This is a genomic window from Vibrio sp. TRT 29B02, assembly GCF_050113655.1.
Lineage (GTDB): Bacteria > Pseudomonadota > Gammaproteobacteria > Enterobacterales > Vibrionaceae > Vibrio.
In genome coordinates this window covers 90,467-112,648 of the sequence record NZ_JBNJOJ010000010.1, presented here as the reverse complement: position 1 = coordinate 112,648, position 22,182 = coordinate 90,467, and the positions used below count along the sequence as shown (strand labels likewise).

General features: G+C 44.6%; 19 protein-coding genes. 6 read left to right on the top strand and 13 right to left on the bottom strand.

Annotation, left to right across the window (positions count from 1 at the left end; genetic code table 11):
* Positions 1-6: 6 nt before the first annotated feature.
* Positions 7-210, bottom strand: coding sequence for a CPXCG motif-containing cysteine-rich protein (locus tag ACQEXT_RS08350; RefSeq protein WP_138970938.1), 204 nt, complete (start codon positions 208-210; stop codon positions 7-9).
* Positions 211-458: 248 nt separating this feature from the next.
* Positions 459-1,325: a fructosamine kinase family protein gene (locus ACQEXT_RS08345; RefSeq protein WP_426951466.1), complete on the bottom strand. Its 867-nt coding sequence runs from the start codon at positions 1,323-1,325 to the stop codon at positions 459-461.
* A 357-nt stretch (positions 1,326-1,682) separates the two neighbouring features.
* Between ACQEXT_RS08345 and ACQEXT_RS08340 the strand changes: the two genes are divergently transcribed.
* Positions 1,683-2,027, top strand: a complete 345-nt coding sequence (locus tag ACQEXT_RS08340; protein WP_138970940.1) for a DUF3802 family protein — start codon at positions 1,683-1,685, stop codon at positions 2,025-2,027.
* A gap of 18 nt (positions 2,028-2,045) precedes the next feature.
* On the opposite strand, the gene ACQEXT_RS08335 is transcribed toward ACQEXT_RS08340, so the two are convergent.
* Positions 2,046-2,564, bottom strand: a complete 519-nt coding sequence (locus ACQEXT_RS08335; RefSeq protein ID WP_426951464.1) for an NlpC/P60 family protein — start codon at positions 2,562-2,564, stop codon at positions 2,046-2,048.
* Positions 2,565-2,652: 88 nt separating this feature from the next.
* Between ACQEXT_RS08335 and ACQEXT_RS08330 the strand changes: the two genes are divergently transcribed.
* Entirely contained in the window at positions 2,653-4,683 is a 2,031-nt protein-coding gene (locus ACQEXT_RS08330) for a methyl-accepting chemotaxis protein (RefSeq protein WP_426951463.1), read from the top strand.
* A gap of 22 nt (positions 4,684-4,705) precedes the next feature.
* Here ACQEXT_RS08330 and ACQEXT_RS08325 read toward each other — a convergent pair whose 3' ends face one another.
* On the bottom strand, positions 4,706-5,497 hold the full coding sequence (locus tag ACQEXT_RS08325; protein WP_426951462.1) for a sterol desaturase family protein: 792 nt from the start codon (positions 5,495-5,497) through the stop codon (positions 4,706-4,708).
* Positions 5,498-5,568: 71 nt separating this feature from the next.
* On the opposite strand from ACQEXT_RS08325, the gene ACQEXT_RS08320 reads away from it, so the two are divergent.
* Both ACQEXT_RS08320 and nagK read left to right on the top strand, forming a co-directional pair.
* Positions 5,569-6,306 carry a tRNA-uridine aminocarboxypropyltransferase gene (locus ACQEXT_RS08320; RefSeq protein ID WP_426951460.1) on the top strand — a complete coding sequence of 246 codons (738 nt, stop codon included), beginning with the start codon at positions 5,569-5,571 and terminating at the stop codon, positions 6,304-6,306.
* Between the two features lie 144 nt (positions 6,307-6,450).
* Positions 6,451-7,359 carry an N-acetylglucosamine kinase gene (nagK, locus tag ACQEXT_RS08315; RefSeq protein WP_331426517.1) on the top strand — a complete coding sequence of 303 codons (909 nt, stop codon included), beginning with the start codon at positions 6,451-6,453 and terminating at the stop codon, positions 7,357-7,359.
* A gap of 30 nt (positions 7,360-7,389) precedes the next feature.
* Here nagK and ACQEXT_RS08310 read toward each other — a convergent pair whose 3' ends face one another.
* The 7 genes from ACQEXT_RS08310 to ACQEXT_RS08280 all read right to left on the bottom strand — a co-directional run bounded on the left by ACQEXT_RS08310 (position 7,390) and on the right by ACQEXT_RS08280 (position 15,091).
* Positions 7,390-9,882 carry a sensor domain-containing phosphodiesterase gene (locus ACQEXT_RS08310; protein WP_426951459.1) on the bottom strand — a complete coding sequence of 831 codons (2,493 nt, stop codon included), beginning with the start codon at positions 9,880-9,882 and terminating at the stop codon, positions 7,390-7,392.
* A gap of 303 nt (positions 9,883-10,185) precedes the next feature.
* Entirely contained in the window at positions 10,186-10,452 is a 267-nt protein-coding gene (locus ACQEXT_RS08305) for a DUF2960 domain-containing protein (RefSeq protein WP_426951458.1), read from the bottom strand.
* Between the two features lie 58 nt (positions 10,453-10,510).
* Complete coding sequence (locus ACQEXT_RS08300; RefSeq protein WP_426951457.1) at positions 10,511-12,280, bottom strand: bifunctional molybdopterin-guanine dinucleotide biosynthesis adaptor protein MobB/molybdopterin molybdotransferase MoeA; 1,770 nt, start codon at positions 12,278-12,280, stop codon at positions 10,511-10,513.
* On the bottom strand, positions 12,280-12,864 hold the full coding sequence (mobA, locus tag ACQEXT_RS08295) for a molybdenum cofactor guanylyltransferase MobA (protein WP_426951456.1): 585 nt from the start codon (positions 12,862-12,864) through the stop codon (positions 12,280-12,282). The genes ACQEXT_RS08300 and mobA overlap by 1 nt, the downstream gene beginning before the upstream one ends.
* Positions 12,842-13,558, bottom strand: a complete 717-nt coding sequence (locus ACQEXT_RS08290; protein WP_426951454.1) for an energy-coupling factor ABC transporter ATP-binding protein — start codon at positions 13,556-13,558, stop codon at positions 12,842-12,844. Before ACQEXT_RS08290 ends, mobA begins: the two co-directional genes overlap by 23 nt.
* Positions 13,559-13,567: 9 nt before the next feature.
* A complete protein-coding gene (locus ACQEXT_RS08285) occupies positions 13,568-14,266 on the bottom strand; it encodes an ABC transporter permease (RefSeq protein ID WP_269376450.1) in 699 nt (232 codons plus the stop codon).
* Between the two features lie 6 nt (positions 14,267-14,272).
* The gene (locus tag ACQEXT_RS08280) at positions 14,273-15,091 is read right to left on the bottom strand and encodes a substrate-binding domain-containing protein (protein ID WP_426951453.1); all 819 of its coding nucleotides are present in this window, start codon (positions 15,089-15,091) and stop codon (positions 14,273-14,275) included.
* A gap of 257 nt (positions 15,092-15,348) precedes the next feature.
* Between ACQEXT_RS08280 and ACQEXT_RS08275 the strand changes: the two genes are divergently transcribed.
* Both ACQEXT_RS08275 and ACQEXT_RS08270 read left to right on the top strand, forming a co-directional pair.
* Positions 15,349-16,797 carry a sigma-54-dependent transcriptional regulator gene (locus tag ACQEXT_RS08275; RefSeq protein ID WP_426951452.1) on the top strand — a complete coding sequence of 483 codons (1,449 nt, stop codon included), beginning with the start codon at positions 15,349-15,351 and terminating at the stop codon, positions 16,795-16,797.
* Positions 16,787-18,826: a sensor histidine kinase gene (locus tag ACQEXT_RS08270; RefSeq protein ID WP_426951450.1), complete on the top strand. Its 2,040-nt coding sequence runs from the start codon at positions 16,787-16,789 to the stop codon at positions 18,824-18,826. Before ACQEXT_RS08275 ends, ACQEXT_RS08270 begins: the two co-directional genes overlap by 11 nt.
* A gap of 45 nt (positions 18,827-18,871) precedes the next feature.
* Here ACQEXT_RS08270 and ACQEXT_RS08265 read toward each other — a convergent pair whose 3' ends face one another.
* Together ACQEXT_RS08265 and ACQEXT_RS08260 are read right to left on the bottom strand one after the other, a co-directional pair.
* The gene (locus ACQEXT_RS08265) at positions 18,872-19,750 is read right to left on the bottom strand and encodes a mechanosensitive ion channel family protein (RefSeq protein WP_138971914.1); all 879 of its coding nucleotides are present in this window, start codon (positions 19,748-19,750) and stop codon (positions 18,872-18,874) included.
* A 1-nt stretch (position 19,751) separates the two neighbouring features.
* Positions 19,752-22,097, bottom strand: coding sequence for an AAA family ATPase (locus ACQEXT_RS08260; protein ID WP_426951449.1), 2,346 nt, complete (start codon positions 22,095-22,097; stop codon positions 19,752-19,754).
* Positions 22,098-22,182 lie beyond the last annotated feature (85 nt).

Below are 22,182 nucleotides of genomic sequence, written 5' to 3'. Positions count from 1 at the left end.
GCTTTTTTAAAATACTTGTTCATCGTCGGCATCAACAAACAAGTCAATCGTATCCATTTGCTCATTGACCGTCATGTTGAGGTGGATTGCATGGCAGCAAGCAGGACAATCATCGTAAAACTCTTGGCTACCATTCGACGCATCAAGTGTAATACTAATGGTATGACCGCAATGGGGACAAGCAACCCTTTTTTCTGTGTAGCTATGCATAACTCTTTTCCTTACATCTATATCGAAAACAGCGCCTAACTGACTCCCACTGAAAGTAAGAATTTCCCTGTAGACGATATAATCTTATGCTTAGAAGTTTCTGTTAGGCAGAAATTAAGTACAAAATTTGACTTAGCTATGAAAAGGCAAAGGTTGTCGAAACACACATCACTATTGATCGACTAAATGTTTGACAATTCAACAACTGCAAACCTTCTTAAGTGTTTGTTAAATAAATATATTCACCATTAATATGAAAGAATTTTCTTTATCATTTTTTCTGATTGATCCAAGTAGTGTCCACCAAATTGATTGTAATGATTGAGTAAATGATAAAGGTTGTAGATGTCTTTCCGTTCGCTGTAACTGATGTCGAGCGGCAGAATACTTTCATAGCCTTGATAAAACTCTGGTTGGAATCCACCAAACAGCTCAGTCATAGCGATATCACATTCACGATCACCCCAGTAACTGGCTGGGTCATAACAAATCGGGCCGAAGACAGAACTTGCCACATTACCATGCCAAAGATCGCCGTGAAGTAGGGAAGGTTTAGGCTGATGATTGGCGAGTCTGGTCTGAATTAACTGGGTAAAGTCGTTGATATCGACCAAGTTAATTCCTTTCTCTTGCATTAATTGCAGTTGCCAACCAATTCGTTGTTCAGCAAAGAAACGGGACCATTTCCTATCCCACTTGTTAGGCTGGATCGTCGCACCAATAAAGTTGTCCTGATCAAAGCCGTATTCCTGCTGCTCGCCCCACTGGTGAAGTGCGGCGATCTGCTGTCCAAAGAGATAACTATTCTTGCTGTCATCTAATGGTTTGGTTGGGAGGTAGTTGAGTATAATGAAGGCGTTATCTTTGGTGGTACCCGCTAAAACCAGTTCAGGAACAGAAACCGTTCGGCTTTCACGCAACATGTGAATACATTCAGCTTCAGCTTCAAACTTAGGCAAAGAACCACGCTGATTAACTTTAACGAAATAGCGTTGTTCTCCGTCCGAAATCATATAGCATTCGTTGATTTCACCACCGTGAACTTTGCATTTTTCGCTTATTTCGTAAGCGAACATCAAGGTTTCAGAAAGCTGTTTTGATATGGCTTGCCACATAACATTTCCTAAGTCAGATGTATTTAACTACAGTGTAGAAGATGATGGCGTTGAATACTGATTCATAGTGCAAAAAATTCAACGATTTAGACAATCTGACCTGTCAAATTCGCAAAGTGTGAAGTGTGTCCCTCATCGCATTCTTCGCTATAAAATATGCTATTAATAATACGTGAGTATTATTTGACTCTGCTTCAACTTTCTTAGTTGCAGCAAGTTATGTCTAATGGGGTAGGCTACTATAGCCAGAACTGAACATGTAATCAGCAACTGAACGGACACGAGTTGTGAAAACACATTGAAATGTCTTAGTATTAAAGATGGATATCGACGACATGACAATAATGGAGATGAACTGTGGTTGTTGAAACCGATGGTTACCTAGCTCTAATCGAGCACTTAGCTTTCAATCTTGATGTGTTTGCTTCTGAAGAAGGAGACACAGGAACAGAGAGCGTCGAAGATGTCGTTACCGATATGGTAGCGAGTAACATCATGGCTATCTTTGAGCAAAACCCAGAACTCCACTCTAGCGTCCGCTTCCAGTTACTTAAAGAAGCTGATTCAGTAGTAGAAGACCTCGGGGAGGTTCTTGCTGGAGTATGGGGCAAGCCTGCGACAAACGAACAAATTAGCTTCTTAGACGAATACATTGCTTTGGTTAAGAATTTGTTCGACTCCGCTGTTGCGAAATACGATTAACCCCAATTTGTTGTACGACTAATTGATTTCAGGCGAGAGGCTAACTCGTCTGAAATGCCAGTACTTGCCAGCCCAATATGGGTTGTCGAGTCTCGATATGACGACCCCTTTTGATGTTGACGCGTGCATAAACTGCTTGCCGCCAATATAAACGCCAACATGTCGAGTGTTGGGTGCAGTTTTAAAAAATACCAAATCACCAATTGTCGCTTGAGAGTAGGTGATTTCCGTTCCCACCTTAACTTGATCTAGTGTCGTTCGTGGTAACTGTATTCCCATCGCTTGTTGAAACGCAGTTTGCACGAATGCCGAACAATCCACCCCATTTAATGACGACCCACCTAAGCGGTAGGGAACACCTTCCCACTGGTCATAAACTTTAATCAAAGACTCTCTGATCGCCAACTGAGAAGCATTGGGCGCTAAATAAGTTGCCGACGCGGGCTGACTTTCTTGTTGAGGAGAACTGCTACAAGCCGTGAGTAATGTTGTCAGGATTATTGCGTTCAGGGATAGGTGAAGTGCATCGCGATACATAATTATAACTCTAGTCTGCAATCTAACCGTAACAATCTCGCCATAATATCCTCGCCAGAAACGTCGGTATCAGGATCTTATCTTCATTATGGAAACGATGAAAAAAAGCACATTTTCACTGTCCCTTATTCAGACAATCAGTGCGGTATTTTTTACCATCACCTTACTCGTCATTTTACTTTCTGTCACTAGTATTAAAGGTTTAGAAAATATTAGACAACGTTTTTCAGAACTTTCCCAACAAGCTTTGCCACTGGCGATGACCAATGCTGAACTTACGCAAAACATTTTAGAGCAGGTTAAGCAGTTAAGCTATGCAACTGGAACTCAGAGCATCGAGTCACTACAAACGATCGAACAAAAGATTGTAATTCATGAGCAACAAAGTACCGCGCTATCTGAAAGTGTGGTGAAGGTTTCAGCTGAATTTGATAATGCGGTGACACCAGATCAAACTGAACAGTTAACGGGATCGTTATTGTCACTTGCGTCACTCAGCAACACAGTGATAGCTACGCAGCGCAATATCTTGACGTTAGAAAAGACTATTGCCAATGAACTCGACGGATTCCGATATGGACTAGGGTCTATTGGGCCGGAAATGAATCGCATTAGCTCATTTTTAGTTGGCGACAATCCTGAGTCAGCAGATGCTGCGAATCGGTTTATTGCTAATGTGAGTTCGATGGAAAGTTCTTTTGTTCAACTGATGATGATAACAGAACTGGATCAGGCCCAAATAGCATTCAAAGAAATGAAAAACCGTCTTGCAGGGGTCAACTTAGCGTATGACGATTTTAAGCAGTGGCATCCTGATGTGGTTGAGTTTACAAGCCTTACAGCGGGCTATGAGATGGTGTTGTCTGGCTTTGAACCCAATGCGATTGTCGAGCAGATATTAGCCAAACTTGAGCTTGTTAGCCAACAGCGCAGGCAGGTTGAAGAAGTGGTGATTGCCGCAGATAAGACGATCGGTTTACTCAATGATATTTCGGCTACAGCCAACACCTTGATAGGCAACAGTCAGCACGTGGTTAGCTCAACGATGCAAACCACAGCTACCGTCGTACTGACGAGCGGTGCAGTGCTGGTAGCGGTAATTATCATGGCTTGGTTTATTCTTCGTGCATGGACAAACCGAGGTCTCAAGAACATTCTGACGCATCTCAACCGTATGACTGAATACGATCTCACGGGTCAGGCGCTGTTAGTTGGGCCGTTGGAAATGAAAGAGATCGCCAATAAACTCAATCAGGTGATTCGTTCGACTAACGAATCAATCGCTCTAGTGACAAGAAACTGTGAAACGCTCTATCAGACCGCCGAAATTAGCCACGGCGCAGCGGAACAATCCAATCAGAGTCTAACTGAACAAAATCAATCGTTGGCAAGTATGATTGCGACCATCAACCAGTTGGAAGCTTCAATTCGAGAAATCGCGACAGTGACAGCCGAGTCATACAATGAGTCAACAGCCGCGACGCGCTTCTCAGCTCAAGGTGTCGATGCAGTCGAAGAGAACCAGACACGCTTACGATCGCTGGAAAGTACACTCAATGCCAATGAAGAGTCTATGGTTGAGCTCGATAAAAGGGTGAAACAGATCCGAGAAATGGTTGATCTTATCTCTGGTATCGCTGAAAACACCAATCTTTTGGCCCTCAATGCCGCGATAGAAGCCGCTCGTGCCGGTGAGCAAGGGCGAGGCTTTGCAGTGGTGGCAGACGAAGTACGTAAACTCGCCAGTGATACATCTAATCAGACAACGAATATTCGTGAACGTATGAATCAATTGGTTGCTGCTGCCGAACGTTCGCGCTTGGCGGTTGAGGAATCACGTCAGGAAATGAACAATGCGTTAGAGTCGAGTGAAGTCGTCAAATCTACTTTCAACGATATTGAAGCCGCAGTGACTCACATCCAGACTAGAGTGGAGCAGGTAACCATAGCGACCGAAGAGCAAGAGCGAGCGACAGAACACGTCAGCAGTTCGATCTCACTTATTTCCGAGCAGGGGCAACAGACGAAAATGCAGCTTGAATCTATGGTCGAAAGCTCACAACAGGTAGCAGGGATTGCGGGTAATCAGCAGGCTATGTTACACAAGTATTCGGTTTAGACTCCTACTGGTGTGCCGTATCTTAGCGATTTCTAAAAGGTTGCGAGAGCATCTTGTCAATTCGTTGCTCTTGCGCTGAACGGAACGTGGTGATGCCAATTTCGACATCATCATGCCCTAACTTTGGTTGGGCTCGATAGGTGGTAAATATCCGATCCCACACCGATAAAAAGAAGCCAAAGTTAGAATGGGTCTCTTGGGTAATGGTCGAGTGGTGTACGCGGTGCATATCAGGCGTAACCACCCACTTTCTTAACCATTTATCCCATTTTTGTGACAAATAAGCGTTACTGTGATTAAACATCGCACTGGCATTGAGAATGATCTCGAAAACCAGTACAGCGATAGGTGGTACGCCAAGTACTAATATGAGCGCAATTTTAATCCACATTGAAAGAAGGATCTCAATGGGGTGGAAACGAGAGCCGGTCGTGACATCTATGTCCTGATCAGAATGATGCATTCGGTGTAATCGCCACAGAAGCGGTACCCGATGAAAAACCAAATGTTGTAGATATATCGCTAAGTCGAGAACGATGACCGCAATAAGTAACACCATTGGTTGAGAAAGCGCAAAAAACTGATTAAACAGCCCGATTTGATGAGATTGAGCATAGTAGGCCGCTTCAATAGCGACGATGGGCATCAATAGGGTTAGGCATAATGAGTTGAAAGCGACTAAGCCTAGATTGTTAAGCCATCTGTAGAGTTTATTCTGTGTTAAACGTTTTCGTGGCGTCACCCATTCCCAAAGACCGCAAAGCACAAGGACGCCAACGAAAAAGCTTAATCGAATCATTTCTGGATTTTGCATTGATACTATTCCTTGCAACTGTTATTTGGGTGAGTAAACTTGCTCAACTTTGACATTATCTACACTGCGCTATGAGAATCCACGCCTTTCATCACTTGTACCAGCAACGCCTCGAACGTTCAACCAAGCCCTTTAATGCGCGAGGTAGTAAAGTCGCGCGTTGTCAGTACTGCCAAGTCGCACAGCAAGATTGTTTGTGTCAGCACCAGCCGACAGCGAGCACAGAGGTGGCGGTGTTGTTGTTACTCTCAGAGAACGAAGTATTCAAGCCGAGTAACACTGGACGCTTAATTTTAGATACGGTGGCAGACGGGCATGCATATCAATGGAGCAGAACCGAGCCTGAAGCGGCAATGTTAGAATTGCTCAACAGCCCAGACTACCAACCGATTCTGGTCTTTCCTGAGCAGTATGTTGAGGATCACTCAAGGCTGGTCGCGAATACGACCACTAGCAGCGACTTGGCATGCAAACCCTTGTTGGTTTTTCTTGATGGGAGTTGGCGTGAAGCTCGACGCATGTTCAACAAGTCGCCATATTTGAGTCAACTACCCGTTTTATCGATTAGCCCTCAGCGAATCTCGCAATATATGATGCGTCGTTCGGACAATGATCAACATCTCGCAACGGCGGAAGTGGCGGCACTGGTATTCAAACAATTAGGCCATCAACAATTGCATCAAACATTGACCATGTGGTTTGAGGTGTTTCGAGAGTCATATCTCAACAGCAAAACACGTAACAGAAGAGACGACACTAAACCGGCATTGAACGAGTACATCATGTCGAGAAACGAGAAATCACTCTAAATAATCAATTCTGGTTGGGCAGAGACTGTTCAGTTGAGAACAACGCAAAGCTAAATTGGTTCTGTATCACAGTTTGTAGGCTTAGCTATATGGATAATGGTGCGATTATACGTTTTCTGATTGATTTTTTCTGGGAGAGATAAGATGTACTACGGCTTTGACGTTGGTGGCACTAAGATTGAATTTGGTGCGTTCAATGAAAAACTGGAGCGAGTGGCTACCGAGCGAGTACCAACGCCAACGGACGACTACGAATTATTGGTTGAAACCATTGCTGCTTTGGTTGCAAAGTACGACCAAGAGTTTGGCTGTGAAGGTAAAATTGGTCTTGGTTTACCGGGTATGGAAGACGCTGACGATGCGACTGTATTGACAGTAAACGTGCCTGCGGCTAAAGGCAAACCGCTCCGTTTTGACCTAGAGCGTAAAATTGGCCGTAGTGTAAAAATCGAGAACGATGCAAACTGTTTCGCACTGTCAGAAGCGTGGGATGAAGAACTCAAAGACTCTCCATCAGTTATGGGTCTGATTCTAGGCACAGGTTTCGGTGGCGGACTTATTTATGATGGCGCGGTGTTTTCGGGACGCAACCACGTAGCTGGTGAGTTGGGTCATATGCGTCTACCGATTGATGCTTGGTTCCACCTTGGTGACAATGCGCCACTATTAGGCTGTGGTTGTGGTAAGAAAGGCTGTCTAGATAGCTACTTATCAGGTCGTGGTTTTGAACTTATTTATGCACATTACTTTGGTGAAGAGAAAAAAGCGATCGACATCATCAAAGCGTATGAGCAGGGGGAAGAAAAAGCGTGTGTACATGTTGAGCGCTTTATGGAGTTGCTTGCGATCTGTTTTGCAAACATCTTCACGGCTAACGACCCACACGTTGTTGCTTTAGGTGGTGGTCTATCAAACTTCGAATTGATTTATCAAGAGATGCCTAAGCGTGTACCGAAATACTTACTTTCGGTAGCAAAATGCCCGAAAATCATTAAAGCGAAGCATGGTGATTCGGGTGGCGTACGCGGTGCAGCGTTCCTCAACATCAAATAGTAAAAAGACGGGACCATTTGGTCCCGTTTGTTATTCGCCTTGGTTGATCCGTTTGATCTCTGCTTCAATCTCCTCAAACGGTTGAGGTTTACTGATTAAGTAGCCCTGAATGTAGCGACATCCTAATTCTTGAAGCAGAGTCAGTTGTTGTTCATCTTCAACACCTTCCGCGATCACTTCTAACCCAAGTTGGCGCGCTAACAGGTTTACCGATTTAATTAACACCGCGTTGTTGAGATTGGTTGAAATATCTCGGACAAAAGAGCGATCGATTTTTAGGATATCAATCGAATTCTTCATTAAGTTAGAGAATGATGCGTAGCCAGTACCAAAGTCATCCAACGCGACTTTAACGCCTTTCATGCGTAACACACTGAGTAGATCCTGAACATGTGGCTTATCTTCAAGAGGGATTGACTCGGTGACCTCGATAATGATGTCCTTCTCAGACAAACCTGACTGACAAATGATGTTCAAGATCGAACAGTTGGCTGGGTCTTCTTCGCTTAGTTCATCGATAGATCGGTTAATCGACATCAAAATATTTTCATAGCCGCGAGATTTTAAACGTTGCAGATCCTGACAGGACTTCTCCAACACAATTTCGCCAAGCTGGAAAATATAGCCAAGATTTTCAGCGATAGGGATGAACTCGAATGGAGAGATAATCTCACCGTCTTCGTTCCAGCGTGCAAGAGCTTCGAGTTTGACTACCTTGTTACTGTTCAAATCGTAAATTGGTTGATAGTGAACATCAATGCGTTTTTCGTCGATGGCTTTCTTGAGACGTGCACCAAGCGAATACTGTCTTGCCACTCGTTTTTCTAACTGAGTGGAATAGATAGAGGTCGATGGAGCAGGGTCGCTCTTGGCTTCTCGTAGCGCATAGTAGGCCTGCTTTATCGGATGTGTTTTGCTTTCAAACTCACTGACATTTGAGCAACCGATGTTCACCGCGAGTTCAATTTCATGATTATCTATCACGACGCTTGTTTCGATCTTGGCGCGAACAAAGCTAACGAATTTATTGACCCCTTCGAGGGTGTCTTGAGTAAAGCTCAGTGCAAACTGATCTGGGCCATATCGACAGATGTTAATCTGATTGGTATCAAAATTGGTCGCCAGAGTATGACCAACATGGACGAGAACCTTATTACCAACGGATTCTCCGTACATATTATTGATTGACGAAAAACGTTTAAGATCGAGAATGATGACTGTTTGATTGTCGGTGTTTGATAAGGCATTAATAAAGCTTTCTCGAGTTTGTAGCCCCGTAAAATCGTGTTCGTTTTTGTAGTTGTTGAGTTCACTTTCAATTGATTTTAGCTTACTAAGATCTTCGAATGTCGCGATGTAGTTTTGTATCTCGCCAACTCGGTTTCGTAACACATAGATACTGAGTTTTTCGGGATAAACGGCGCCAAATTTGGTTTGATTCCAGACCTCGCCGCTCCAGTGCCCCTGTTCATGAAGCTCTGCCCACATCTTTTGATAAAAACTCGCCGGATGGAGACTAGAGCTCAAGATAGAAGGCGATTCACCCTCTAGCTCAGCAAAAGTATAGCCAGTAATATCTTTCACTTTTGAGTTGGTACTGATAATGCGGTTGTGTTTGTCGGTAATTAATACGCCGTTGCTCGAGAGGTCAACGATCTTTTGCGCAATGGTAAAGTCCGCTTCTAATTGAGAAATATCTGTCGTATTTCGTATGTTGCCTACCACCTTGGTCAATTCGCCTAACTCATTGAATTTTTTAATGTAGCTAATTTCGAATTGCTTATTGATCGGGCACATTTCTCTATAAACAGTGAGAGTCTTAGCTTGCCCCCCAGAGCTTACATCAAGCATGAAACGATCTAAGCTGATTTTACTGTTAAAGATATAGAGTCGGAAAAAATCAGAAAATTGTAGTCGTTGATTCGGTGCCATGCCCGTCATATTGGCGAGATTTTTAGAATAGCTAAAATGGTTATGAGTGATATCCCATGTCCATGAACCACTTTGCGTTAATTGCTCTGAACGTTCAAATTGTTCCAATAGTTTATCTTTTTGATCTGCAAGGCGTCGCTGAGTGATTGACTTACCGATGAGAAAACCGATGGTTTCTAGCCAAGTCTTATCAAAAGATATATCGGGTAAATTGGTGTTATACATGAGTGCGATAACGCCAACTACTTTGCCACTGCGCGACTGAATAGGAATGCCGAGATAACTGTGCGCATTGATTATCTGTAAGATGGCATCATCAGGGAAAAGTTGTTGAATTTTCTCTTTGTAGACACAGATTTCTCGGTTTTCCAGCACCAGTTCACACGGCGTGCCACCTAAAGAATAGGTGATGTTTTCCGCTAGCTCGCCGTGGTGCAAGTAGCAGTGAGAATGAGCGATGTTCTGCTCCAGATCATACTCAGCAATCAAACAGTGTTGTGGTTTATAGCGTAAATAGACGTCTTTTAGACAATGGTGGTAAAGCTCTTGTTCATTTCTTGAATCGATGATTTTTGTAATGAGCGATTCCATTAGAAGGGGCCAATCCTTGTTAAGTATTATGTTCTATTTTTATGGTTTATAGGGTTGGCATAAATATTCACACAGGTGCCATTAATTGTATATGTACAATGTACGGTTTTGTGAGGGGAATATTGTCAAAATATAAAATTATCAGTTAATTCAGCTGGATGTAACGTCGCTGCCTGAACATTAAGGTCTAATAATTCTAGTGTAATTACTCCACTTTGTTTTAAACAACGACCTTATGTTGAGTTAATTAGCCTTGTCTAAGAAAGAACAAAGGCTGGAAAGCCAGCCTTTGAAACGAGGGGATTACGAATTCTTCTTTCCTACACCGAGGTTTTCTTTTTGCGCCAAAGTGATTTTACTAAAGCCAAGTTTTTTAAAGTGATTATCACGATAATTGCGAACGGCTTTGGTGTCTGAAATCGCTTCGATTTGCTGCTCCATTTTTAGGTATGCCGAAATATCAATACCTTCAGCTTCTGCCACTGCCTCGTGAATGTTTCTGTGTTTCTCGTAAGAAAAAGTCAGTGTTTTGTCTTGGTCTTTGTAGGTATATAGGATTGTACGAGCCATAAATATTCAACCGTCTATAAAATAAAGAGGCCAGCTAAGCTGGCCCCTGAATGGATTGCTAGATTCTGCCTTGAAGTGGGATGATTGTCACGCTTTCTCCAACTTTAACCGTGTCAACAGCAGGGGATATTTCGATTAAGCAGTTGGCTTCACTCATTGAGCGAAGAATACCTGAACCTTGCTTGCCCGTTGTTGCGACGGTTAAATGGCCACGAGAATCAAATTGATAGATGCCGCGACTAAATTCTGTGCGTCCTTGGCGAGAACGTAAGGGTTCAGTGGCGATTGCCTTAATCTTTAATGGCTGCCAATCAAGTTCGCCTTGCATCTTGCGTATCGCTGGTTCGACGAAATTAATGAATGACACCATAACCGCCACTGGATTACCTGGTAAACCAAAGAAAGGTTTTTCGCTAATGTTACCGAAAGCGAGTGGGCGACCCGGACGCATGTTTATACGCCAAAAATCGATACTACCTAGCTGTTCAAGGGCAAGTTTAATGTAATCGGCATCGCCAACAGAGACGCCACCAGAAGTAATGATCACGTCTGCTTGCTGAGCTGCGCGTTCCAGTGCTTCAACCATCGTCTGCTGGTTGTCCTCAACAATGCCAAAATCCAAAATTTCACAACCAAGATTTTGCAGTAACCCCATAATGGTGAAACGATTTGAATCGAATATAGAGTGCGCTTTTTGCTCACTCCCCGGGGCTTGAACTTCATCACCTGTTGAGAAAACAGCAACTTTAAGCTTACGGTAGACTTGGCATTCACCGTAACCAAGAGAGGCGATCATTCCCATCTCAGCAGAAGAGAGGCGCTGACCACGAGAAAACACATCATTTCCTGCCGCTAGGTCTTCACCTGCAAGACGTACATTCTGACCTTGTTTTATTGAAGTATCAGGGAACGTGACGCTGTCACCGCTTTCAGTGGCTTGTTCACGCATGACAACTGTATCGGCAAATTGTGGCGTCGGCGCACCTGTCATGATTTTTACCGCTTGACCTTTTTGTAAAGGTTGTTGGTAAGCATGACCTGCGAGTACTTCAGCCACGACTTGGTAGTGCTGACGATCGAGGTCATCACCACGAATCGCGTAACCGTCCATTGCCGAATTGGTGTATTGCGGCACATTGACCGGTGAAATAATGTTGTTCGATAAAACTCGACCAAAACAAGATTCCACAGCGCACGGCTCATTCTCAGTGACGGTATTGACAAGTGACAGTATTTTTTCTTGTCCTTGTGTGACAGAAAGATACGCAGGGGAGAGGGTGTCACAACATGCCGCCACTTGGTTTGGTTGGATACCATTTTGTGCGTACTGAATGACAAAATGAGCAATCGCATCAAGGTCATTGATATCCATTTGTGGCAGCTCGGTGTCCTTGACTGGCGTATCCGACGCAATGGCAATGATGTTAGTGTCATTTGGATACAACCAAGGTTTACCCACAACTTCGCGATGCAATTCAATCTTTGGAAACGCGATGTTTTTGCAGCCTTCAACCAAAATGATATCGAGTTTATCGGTATCAAAACGTGTCAGTAGGTATTGAAATTGTGATTCTTCCTCAGGCGTCTCCGTCATCAGTGCGTAACGATTACGAGAAGAAATCAACATTTGCGATGCGCCAGCTTTACGAAGACGATAACTATCTTTGCCTTCTTTATCGACGTCAAAATTGTGGTGAGCGTGTTTCAGCATACCAATGCGCAGGCCAGTGGTTGTTAGCTTTGGCAACAGCGCTTCAAGGAGCGTCGTTTTACCTGTGCCCGAATAGGCAGCAAAACCTAGAATAGGAATGGGTGTTTGTTCAATCATCAGTTAATGGTACCGAATTGAGCGAGCTCTTCTGGTGTGTTCAAATTAACAAAACAGTTTGGTGAATCGCTAAAGTCGACATACTGGGTATGGCACTCTTTATAAAGTAGGATGATTTTGCGATCACCGCGCTCTAAGAAAGCGGTTAATTTGGGAAGAACTCTTTTGTGATAAAGGGTGAAAACCGGCTGTTGGTGGTCACCATCGTGAGCAACGAGAATATCCGTCTCGTCGGTGACAGAAGCGCAAAAACGCTCGACGAGATCGTTATTGATCAGTGGACTGTCACAAGGGACGAATCCTACCCAGTCTGTTGGTGCGTTGAGCAGTCCCGCATGGATACCGCCCATTGGCCCAGGATAGTCTTTAAATTGATCACTAAATACATCGCCGAACTGAGTATAAATACTCTGATTTCGGTTAGCGTTAATCATGATGCGCTCAGTCTGTGGAGTGAGACGCTCGATAACGTGTTGAATGAGTGGTTTGTCATTCAGTTGGACAAGCCCTTTGTCTTGTCCGCCCATACGGGTTGCTTGTCCACCAGCTAAAATGACCCAGCTAGTTTGCATTGGAGGAAGCATAATTAGTTTGTAACTCTTTGTCGGTTATTACTTGAAGCAGAGGAGACTCTACCAAAGTGGCTTCTTTTATCCACCATTGTTTACGGCATAAAGCGGTCAAGGCGTTTTGCTGGTGACTGGTTATCACCAAACTTGACCCACGTTCGAGAAGGTCTTGCGCCATAATCACTAAACGGTCGATCGATTCTTGATCTAAAGAAGCACTGGGTTCGTCCATCAGCAAAATCGAAGGCTTTAGAATCCACGCTCGTGCCATTGCAACGCGTTGCTTTTCGCCCCCCGACAGCACTGAGATGTGTTCGTCTGCAAGAGTTTCTAAGCCTACCATGCGCAGTGCCGTAATAACTTGAGCTCGCTTATCTTTTGCTGTTTCTTTTTGATAGCGAATACCGTATGCAATATTCTGGTATACCGTGCCATCAAATAAATAGGGAGACTGATGGAGGTAGATAACATTTTTTCGTCCTGATCGCGAAAAGAGTCTATTGCGCCACGAGTCACTGGGGGCGACAACTTTACCAGTGGTGGGTTTGATCAACCCAGAAAGGATTTTTAGCAGGGTAGTTTTACCGACACCATTATCTCCTTTTAGATAAATGGCGTCGTTTGGACCAATATTCAAAGTAGGGACGTGAAATAGCACGCGCTCTTTGAAGCGCATAGAAAGTTGCTGTGCCGTTATTTTTATAGTCATACAGCGCCCTTAAGTTCTGAGGTAGCCTTTGCCACGCATACTGGTAAGCAAGAAGTTTAATACTAAAGCTAGAGTCAGTAACACTATGCCTAATGCGACACCTTGCGCAAAGGCACCCTTGTGGCTTTCCATAGCAATCGCTGTCGGTATGTTGCGAGTGATGCCCATAATGTTGCCACCAACCATAGTCGAGCAACCCACCTCTGTCACGATGCGCGAGAAGGCAGCAATAGTGGCTGCAAGAAGCGGGAACCGTGTTTCCCAAATCATTGTTCCAACGATGCGAGGTATCGAGGCTCCGAGCGTGATTGATGTTTCAACCGCTCTTCGGTCACTAGATTGAAGCGCGCCATGCATCATTGAAACCAGTACCGGAAAACCGATAAGCATCTGACCAACAATCATCGCTTTCTGAGTGAATAGCATCTGCCAGTCCCCAAGAGGACCTGCACGTGACAGTAGCATGTAGAGCAGTAATCCAATCACAACGGTTGGGATAGCCTGAAGCGTATTGACCAGCGAAAGAAAAAGCCATTTTCCCCTGAACTCTGTGTACGCGAGAACAAAAGAGAAAATGATTGCTGGCAACAGCACGATCGAAATCGCTGACAATGAAACACTAAAGGAGACCGCGACGATCTCCCAAAGTTCTCTATCGAGGCTCACCAATAAGGCGAGCGCATCGAGGGTGGTTTGCCATAGGCTCATCGAAAATTATTTCTCGTTAGCGTTGGCGACAAACAGTTGTTTACCATTGAGTTTGAATTCATTGATCAGTTGTTGTCCTTTTGGATTGACGAGCCAGTCACTGAACTCCTTGGCACCTTGGTAATTGATGCTAGGGTAGCGCTCAGGGTTAACTAGAATAACTTGGTATGGGTTAAACAGTTTTTTATCGCCTTGGAACAACACTTCTAGATCAAGTTTGTTATTGTAGGCTAACCAAGTACCACGGTCGGTCATCGTGTAACCTTGCATCTCATTGGCCATATTTAGCGTTGGCCCCATACCTTGGCCCACGCTGCGGTAGCCGCCAAAGTTGGGTTCCATTTTTGTTTGTTGCCAAATGCCTTTTTCTTTTTTATGTGTTCCAGAATCATCACCACGAGATACAAAAGTAGCGTTCATGTTTGCAATACTTTTGAACACTTCAGCAATGTCTTTCTGCTGAGCAATTTTTGCAGGATCTGAATGAGGACCAACAATAACGAAATCATTATACATCAGCTTGCGAGGCAGTACGCCATAGCCTTTTTCTACGAAGTTTGCTTCTGCTTTCGGTGCGTGAGTCATAACCAAATCTACGTCACCGTTCTCACCCATTTTAAGTGCTTTACCCGTACCGGCAGCAATAACGTCGACTTTATAACCGGTATCTTGTTCAAATTTAGGTAATAGGTAGTCTAGTAGGCCTGAGTGATACGTGCTTGTAGTAGTCGCGAGACGAACATGAGGAACTTCATCGGCAGATGACGCGGAGTAACTGACTAAGGCTAAAGACGCTGTTGCTAATGTAAAAGAGATTGCTTTCATCGTGTTTATTAATCCATTCTATTTATTATTTGCTAGGTATCTTGATACCTAATCGCTGCCAACTCTGACGTGTTATAAGTTGGCATGCATATAAAGCAATCTTGATGCCAAAAAAATGCGATCTTTTTCAAATGAATTATCAATAAGTTACAAGGAAAAAGTTTGATGAGGGACAAAATGTCTCACATTAAATATAACCAAGCTTTGGAAACTTGGTACACTCTGTCCCAATAGTCACACAGTAATAGTGGAATACAATGCCTCCTTCATTCGACCCTAATAAAGCTTCACAATATCAAGCATTTTCCGTTCTTGTCGTTGACGACGAAGCGGGAATGCAAGCGATATTAAACAAAGCACTAAGTAAATGGTTTTCAACAGTGGATTGCGCTGGAAGTATCGAAGAGGCAGAGACGCTCAGATGTGCCAATCATTACGATTTGATCATCTTGGATATCAATTTACCGGGTCGCTCTGGTATTGAGTGGGAAGAGGCGTTTTACGACGATGATAAAAAAGCCGACGTGATATTTATGACAGGATATGCCGACTTAGATACCGCTATTTCGGCGATCAAACTCGGCGCGACGGACTTTATTCTTAAGCCGTTTAATTTGGATCAAATGCTTAATGCCGTTCAACGTTGTATGGACAAACGTCTTGAACAACGCCATCAGTTTGCGCTTCGTCATGACTTCAAGCGCCATATCGCGACTGATATCGTTGGTGGCTCCGACAAAACCAAGCAACTGAAACAACTCATTACTCAATTTGCGCCTTCACGTGCGTCCGTTCTCATTGAAGGCGAATCTGGAACGGGTAAAGAACTGGTCGCTAGGGGTGTACATGATGCGAGTCAGCGTAATGGGCCTTTTGTTCCCATCAACTGTGGCGCTATTGCCCCTGAATTATTAGAGAGTGAACTGTTTGGTCATACCGCGGGCGCTTTTACAGGGGCGAAACGCAGTCGTGAAGGCTTATTCCGTGTCGCCAATGGGGGGACTCTGTTTTTAGATGAAATTGGCGAGATGCCGCTTCCAATGCAGTCGGCGTTACTAAGGGTGTTGGAACAGAGAACAATTCGCCCAGTGGGAAGTGAGAAGGAAGTGGCGGTCGACGTGCGAGTGGTGGCTGCGACGAACCGTAATCTTCAACAAGAAGTCAAAAAAGGGCATTTTCGATCGGATCTCTATTATCGCCTTAACGTACTCAAAATTGATGTCGCACCGCTGAGAGAACGTAAGACGGACTTGATTGAATTGGTGCCGTTCTTTACTAAAAAGCTCGCCGCGGAGTTAGCAATGCCTGACCCTAAGTGGGCGCATGAAGATGTTCTGGCGATGAATGAGTATGATTGGCCAGGCAACATCCGTGAACTCAAGAACCTGATTGAACGTTGTATTCTGCTAGGGAAACCACCTGCTCATTATTGGCGTGAGATTCATGGCGATGCTTACAAACCTTCTGTTTCGATGAAGGTTTCGAGTGGTGTTGAATTAATCGAACTGGCTGGCGATACCAACAAGGGGGTTGGCTATCCAAACAGCTGGGCGCTAAAGGATGTTGAAAAAGCCCATATCATGCAGTTGGTTGATTACCATGATGGTAATAAATCCGCCGCCGCACGTGATTTGGGCGTAGCTCGTAAGACATTAGAGCGCAAATACAAAGAGTGGGATGGTGAGGAGTCAACGCATGCCGAGTAGAGCATCACGTTGGTCTCTGTGGTCAAAATGGCGCTATCGCTTTAAAACCATGGTGCGCTATAGGCTGATGATCCTCACCTCTGCGCCGATTTTTTTGACTCTGCTCGCTCTGATTGGAATAACCATCTACTGGTCGATTCATTACACTTGGCAAAGCGCGTTGATTGATGTTTCTGAACGTTTAGGCGTGGCAGAGAACAGCATTGAACTGATTCAGGAGCGTCAAGCGAATCACGTCAAAGCATTTGCGAACTCTTACGACTTTGTAACCAGAGTGGCCAACAGTGAGATGCCAGAAGCAGATTTGCAACAATGGGTGTCTGACCAGCGTATCGAATATAAGTTGGATTTTTTACGGTTTCATCGTGTAGATAGCCTAGTCAATAAATTTCGCTTTATGGATCTCACTCGCCGTGAATCCTTCTTCGATGTACTTACTCAGCAGGAGCTCAATGCACTAGGGTCGGATCTTGTAAAACGAGCTCAGACGCCGATTCTCAATAGTAGCGAGATAGAAGGACGTGGCTTAGTTAGTCGAACCGTGATCCCTATTCACAACAAGGCCAATGATATTATTGGTTTTCTGGATGGTGGATTGCTGCTTAACAACAGCACCGTTTTGGTTGATACCATTCGTGATTTAATCTATCCGTCGAAACAAGATAGCTTGCGTCCCGTGGGAACGCTCACGGTCTTCTTGGACGATCTGCGAATCAGTACCAACGTTCCTTTAGACAGTGATGACCGCTTGGGACGCGCCATCGGTACGCGCGTTTCCGACGAAGTCAAACGCACCGTACTCATCAATGGTGAGGAGTGGGTTGACTTAGCCTTTGTCTACGACGCTTGGTATATCACGGCTTATCAACCATTACATGATCAATATGACAATGTGATTGGCATGCTTTATACCGGCTACCTGCTATGGCCGTTTGTCACCACCTATATGACCAACATCGCTGAGATCTCGATAACCACCTTGTTTTTACTGCTCATTTCCAGCTTATTGGTCTATCGCGGTTCGAGAGATCTGTTTATTCCTATTGAGCACATTCACCGCGTCGTCAAAATGATCCAGTTAGGTAAGGAAACGCGTATCGGCCCGCTCGGTTTGGATGAGAACCATGAACTGGCGCAATTAGCTAAGCAATTCGACAACATGCTTGATCTGCTCAAGCAGCGCAAAAATGAATTGTTGCGAGCGGCAAATGAACTGGAGTGTAAAGTCCAAGATCGCACCGCCAGTTTGAAAGAGAAAACGGAGGAGCTGGAACTTCATATCCAGCTACTCAACCAAACTCGAGACAAATTGGTAGTCAATGAGAAATTAGCCGCGCTTGGCGAATTGACGGCGGGTATTGCGCATGAAATCAATAATCCAACAGCGGTGATTCTGGGAAATGTCGAGTTAATGCAGTTTGAACTCGGTGATGAATCTAATCGAGTCAAAGAAGAGATTGAAGCCATTCATGCTCAGATAGATCGCATCCGAAACATTACTCGCAGTTTGCTGCAATACAGCCGTCAAGGGGGAGTTCAGGATGAAATCACATGGCAACATGTCAACCCCATTGTTGAGGAGAGCATCACTCTGGTTAAGACGGGAACTAAAAAACGCGGCGTTGAGTTTGAGACACACCTCTCTGCTCATACCTCTGTTGAGGTTAACCGTCACCAACTGTTGCAGATACTGGTCAACTTGCAGATGAATGGTATCCATGCAATGAAGGGGACGGGGCGACTGTTCATATCTACACAAGACTGGATGGAAGGCGACAAATCCGTCGGCGCTATTATTCATGTTAGAGATGAAGGGTGTGGAATCAAAGAGGAGAATCTGAAGCGAATCTTCTCGCCGTTTTACACCACCAAGCGCGATGGAACAGGGTTAGGGCTTTCCGTATCGCAGAGTATCCTGAGCCAATCTGGTGGTGAACTAAAAGTCACTTCTGAGTGGGGCAAAGGGAGTTGTTTTAGTGTCTATTTACCCGAACGTGCCGAACCCAAACTAAAAATTACCAATCTATAAAAAAGGCCAGTGCGACTATCGTACTGGCCGTTTTTATCGGTGTTATTAACTGGCGTTAACTGCAATTTTCGGCGGGCAAATACCGTGCTTTTTAAACTCTTTCATCACGCGCAGAGTAATGTCGGTTTCAAACAGCTTTTCGTAAGCGGTATCAACCACGTACGCCTTACACGTCAACTGAATGGCTAAGTAGTTATCAGTGATGGTTTGTTTGACCAGTACCGTTACAGGCTTAGGTAAGTGGATGTAGCGACTTGATGACGCCGCTTCTTGAATCAGGTCTCGAGCGAGCGTAATGTCTTCATCAAGCCCAACATAGAATGGGATAACAACTTGCATATCAAGAGCACCGTAGTTCCCGCTCACCGTCACTTCATTGAGGAACTTGTTGTTGGGAATGGTGATGATGTCGTCATTGAGAGTACGCATACGAACGGAACGTAATCCAATCGCAATAATGTCTCCGTAGTTACCTTCAAATGTGACGCGGTCACCAACCTGAAACGGACGATCGACCATCACAGTCATGCCCGCGATAAACGACGCAGCAAGGTCTTTAAGCGCAAAGCCCACGGATACAGCAAGTGTACCGCCAATCAATGCGAGTATTTGGTCATTGATGCGGAAACTCATCATAAACACCAAGATGCCCGCACTCATGTAGATAAAGAACTGCATGAATGACTGGAGTTTTTGCAGCAGCATTCTGTACTGAGCAAACTGACCACCAATGCTTTCAACCATGGAATTGATGAACTTAAGCAATAACCAGGTGGCGATAATGATCAGCAGCGAGAAGAACACACCGCTCCAACGAATCAGACTGGCAATTTGACCGATGTTTTCGACACTGGCCACTTCCTCAGTGGCAAAAGCAGGGTGGATGACCAGCAAACCAAGCAAGACAATTAGAATTTTTTTCATGTTACTTCACCAATAAATGCTGACGATCGAGAACATTGGTTATATGACGGAACCAGTGATCGGAAACACGCGCTTTGTCTTCTAGCCACTCAATATAACCACGGCTCTGGAAGTAACGCAGTGTGCCGGTGATCTCGGCAATGCTCAACTGAGTACATTCGGACAGGATTTCTGGAGAAGCGATCTCCAATTGAACAATAGAGCGCAGCACAGCCAACATAGGTTTGGGCATTTTCTCCAACTCTTGTGATTCAGGTGCGCGGAATAGGCGAATATAAACCTGCTCCGTCTCTTTATCGCGGTTTAATGACAACCTGAAAAAGCGCAGCGCGACGGTAGGGTTGCCATCAGAGTAATGCCATAGAATTCGATAGAACCCTTGTTTAGCACGCTCTTCTTCAGTGACTTCTTCCTGATCCCACTGTTTTGGAACCACTAAGCCCTCAAATGAAATCTGTTTCTGTTCAGGTTGGTTGATTCGGGTATCGAGTAACAGATGGATCTGTTTCTCTGTCCAACGAGGCAGAAAAGAGACCAAATCAAACAGCAGACGTTCACCACGAGCGCGATCGACAAAACGCCAGCTGGCTTTCTCAATTGCGATAACAACGCGATGGTTCTTTTTTGAACGGCGCAAGAGGTTAGTAAGACGAATCAGGTCAGTTAGCCCACCGACCATTGGTTTCACCAGTCGTTGAGCGTTGTCCACGGCAATTAAGTAAGTGGTGTCACTTTTTCGCAATTGGGACAATATTTGGATCTCTGTCGCGTCTTCTTCTAAACCAAGGCTAACGGCCAAATGCGCGAGCAATTCGCTGTACCCAGAGTAAGGACAACTTAGATACATTGGCTCGGCATTATTCACTTTCATAAGAAGCCCACGCAGGAGTGTTGTGGTTCCAACGCCACGTTCACCCGACACTACGCATATCGCCGGACTGTCGCTCATCAAATACTTAGACAACTGCTTAATTTCATCACCCGCATAGTCGATGATGGTGCTGTCAAAGCTCCCAGGTGAAACGTACTCAAACGTGTCGTTACCTTTAACACGCACTAAGTTGCTTTGGCCGTTGTTGTTTCCAGTTTGCTTAGCGACCTCAATACGGAACAGGTAGGCGAGTGCTTGACTGAAAAAACTGTAATTTGAAAGCGCAGAGACGAGCCTATGTTTGAAGTGGTGAATGATTAACCACACCATTGCCATCGCTGTCGCAGGAATACTCAGCAGCAAGGCATCTTTACGGCTTACTGCCCAGTTAACCCATACTGGTCGGTCAGTTAAGGGCTCAACCGTTGCGAATACCTTGCTACGCCACAAACGCAAAATCGATAAGGTCACCAAGACAAACCAAGCGTAAAGGGCGCTATATATCCAATAGTAAATGGTTCCTTTACCGAGGGTGCGCATAGAGATTTGTAAGATCACACCAGCAACAATGGCGCTCCAGACATAGCGTCGAATGGTCGATAGCCTCAAGGCAACAACTTCTGGATTAGATGAGCGACTATTGCGATACGCAAACTCGAGAATAAAGCTAATCGCTATCGAGCCACCGAGCACCCACCAAGTAAATATCTCTAAGATAATCAGGTGCTGAAGACTTGGAATACCAGAAAGTACACGCAGTGATAAGGTAATCGCGATCAAGAAAGCGATCGCTCTGTTAGCGCGACTGATGTACCAGATAAGGCGAACCCACAATGCAGGCTTAGCATTCGACTCAAGCTGAGTTTCTTTGAAAAGGCGAATCAAGCGCTTGCTGTTTGCTAGCCACCAGACCAGACCAAAATAGATAAACAGTACTTTCAACCCAGCCCAAATGACAGGAATCGGTGAGATCAAGACTTCGCCAAGCAGTGATTTAAAACTGCGCAGCTGAAAATAGATCCAATATTCAAGATTAAGCTGGGTTTGATGCCATTCCTGTTTAAACTGAGTTACCCCGTAAGGACCAAACCCCGTCAGCTTGTCACGGTTAACTGAATCGGTCAGGACAAGCAGTTGCTCCTTACTTTTGCCAAGACTGGTTAACGTCAGATAACTGGATTCTGTGTCAAACCACGCATCGTCCCCCCCATGTTTTCGGAAAGTCGCAAGGTTTTTCTGGAAATGATCAATCTGTTTTTGTTGCTCAGTAAGAACGGCATCAAGTAGCTGATTGACCTTTCTTCTATCTTGAGCCGTCATAAACAAAGCTTCAGGAAGGTTCGCTATTTCTTGTTCAATGTCACTGCTGACACTGTCCACCTGAGGAATTGCCTGGAGATCATACTGCCAAGCTGCCAAAGCAGGAAGCGCAGTAATCAAGCTAGCCATACATAAAAAGCGTACGATTAAACGCATAAAAATCTCTTATAACTTATGAGGTTAGAGTTAGTTTAGTAGTTTTAGAAATGAAAGCGAGTGAAACACCCACTTATTTAAGCTG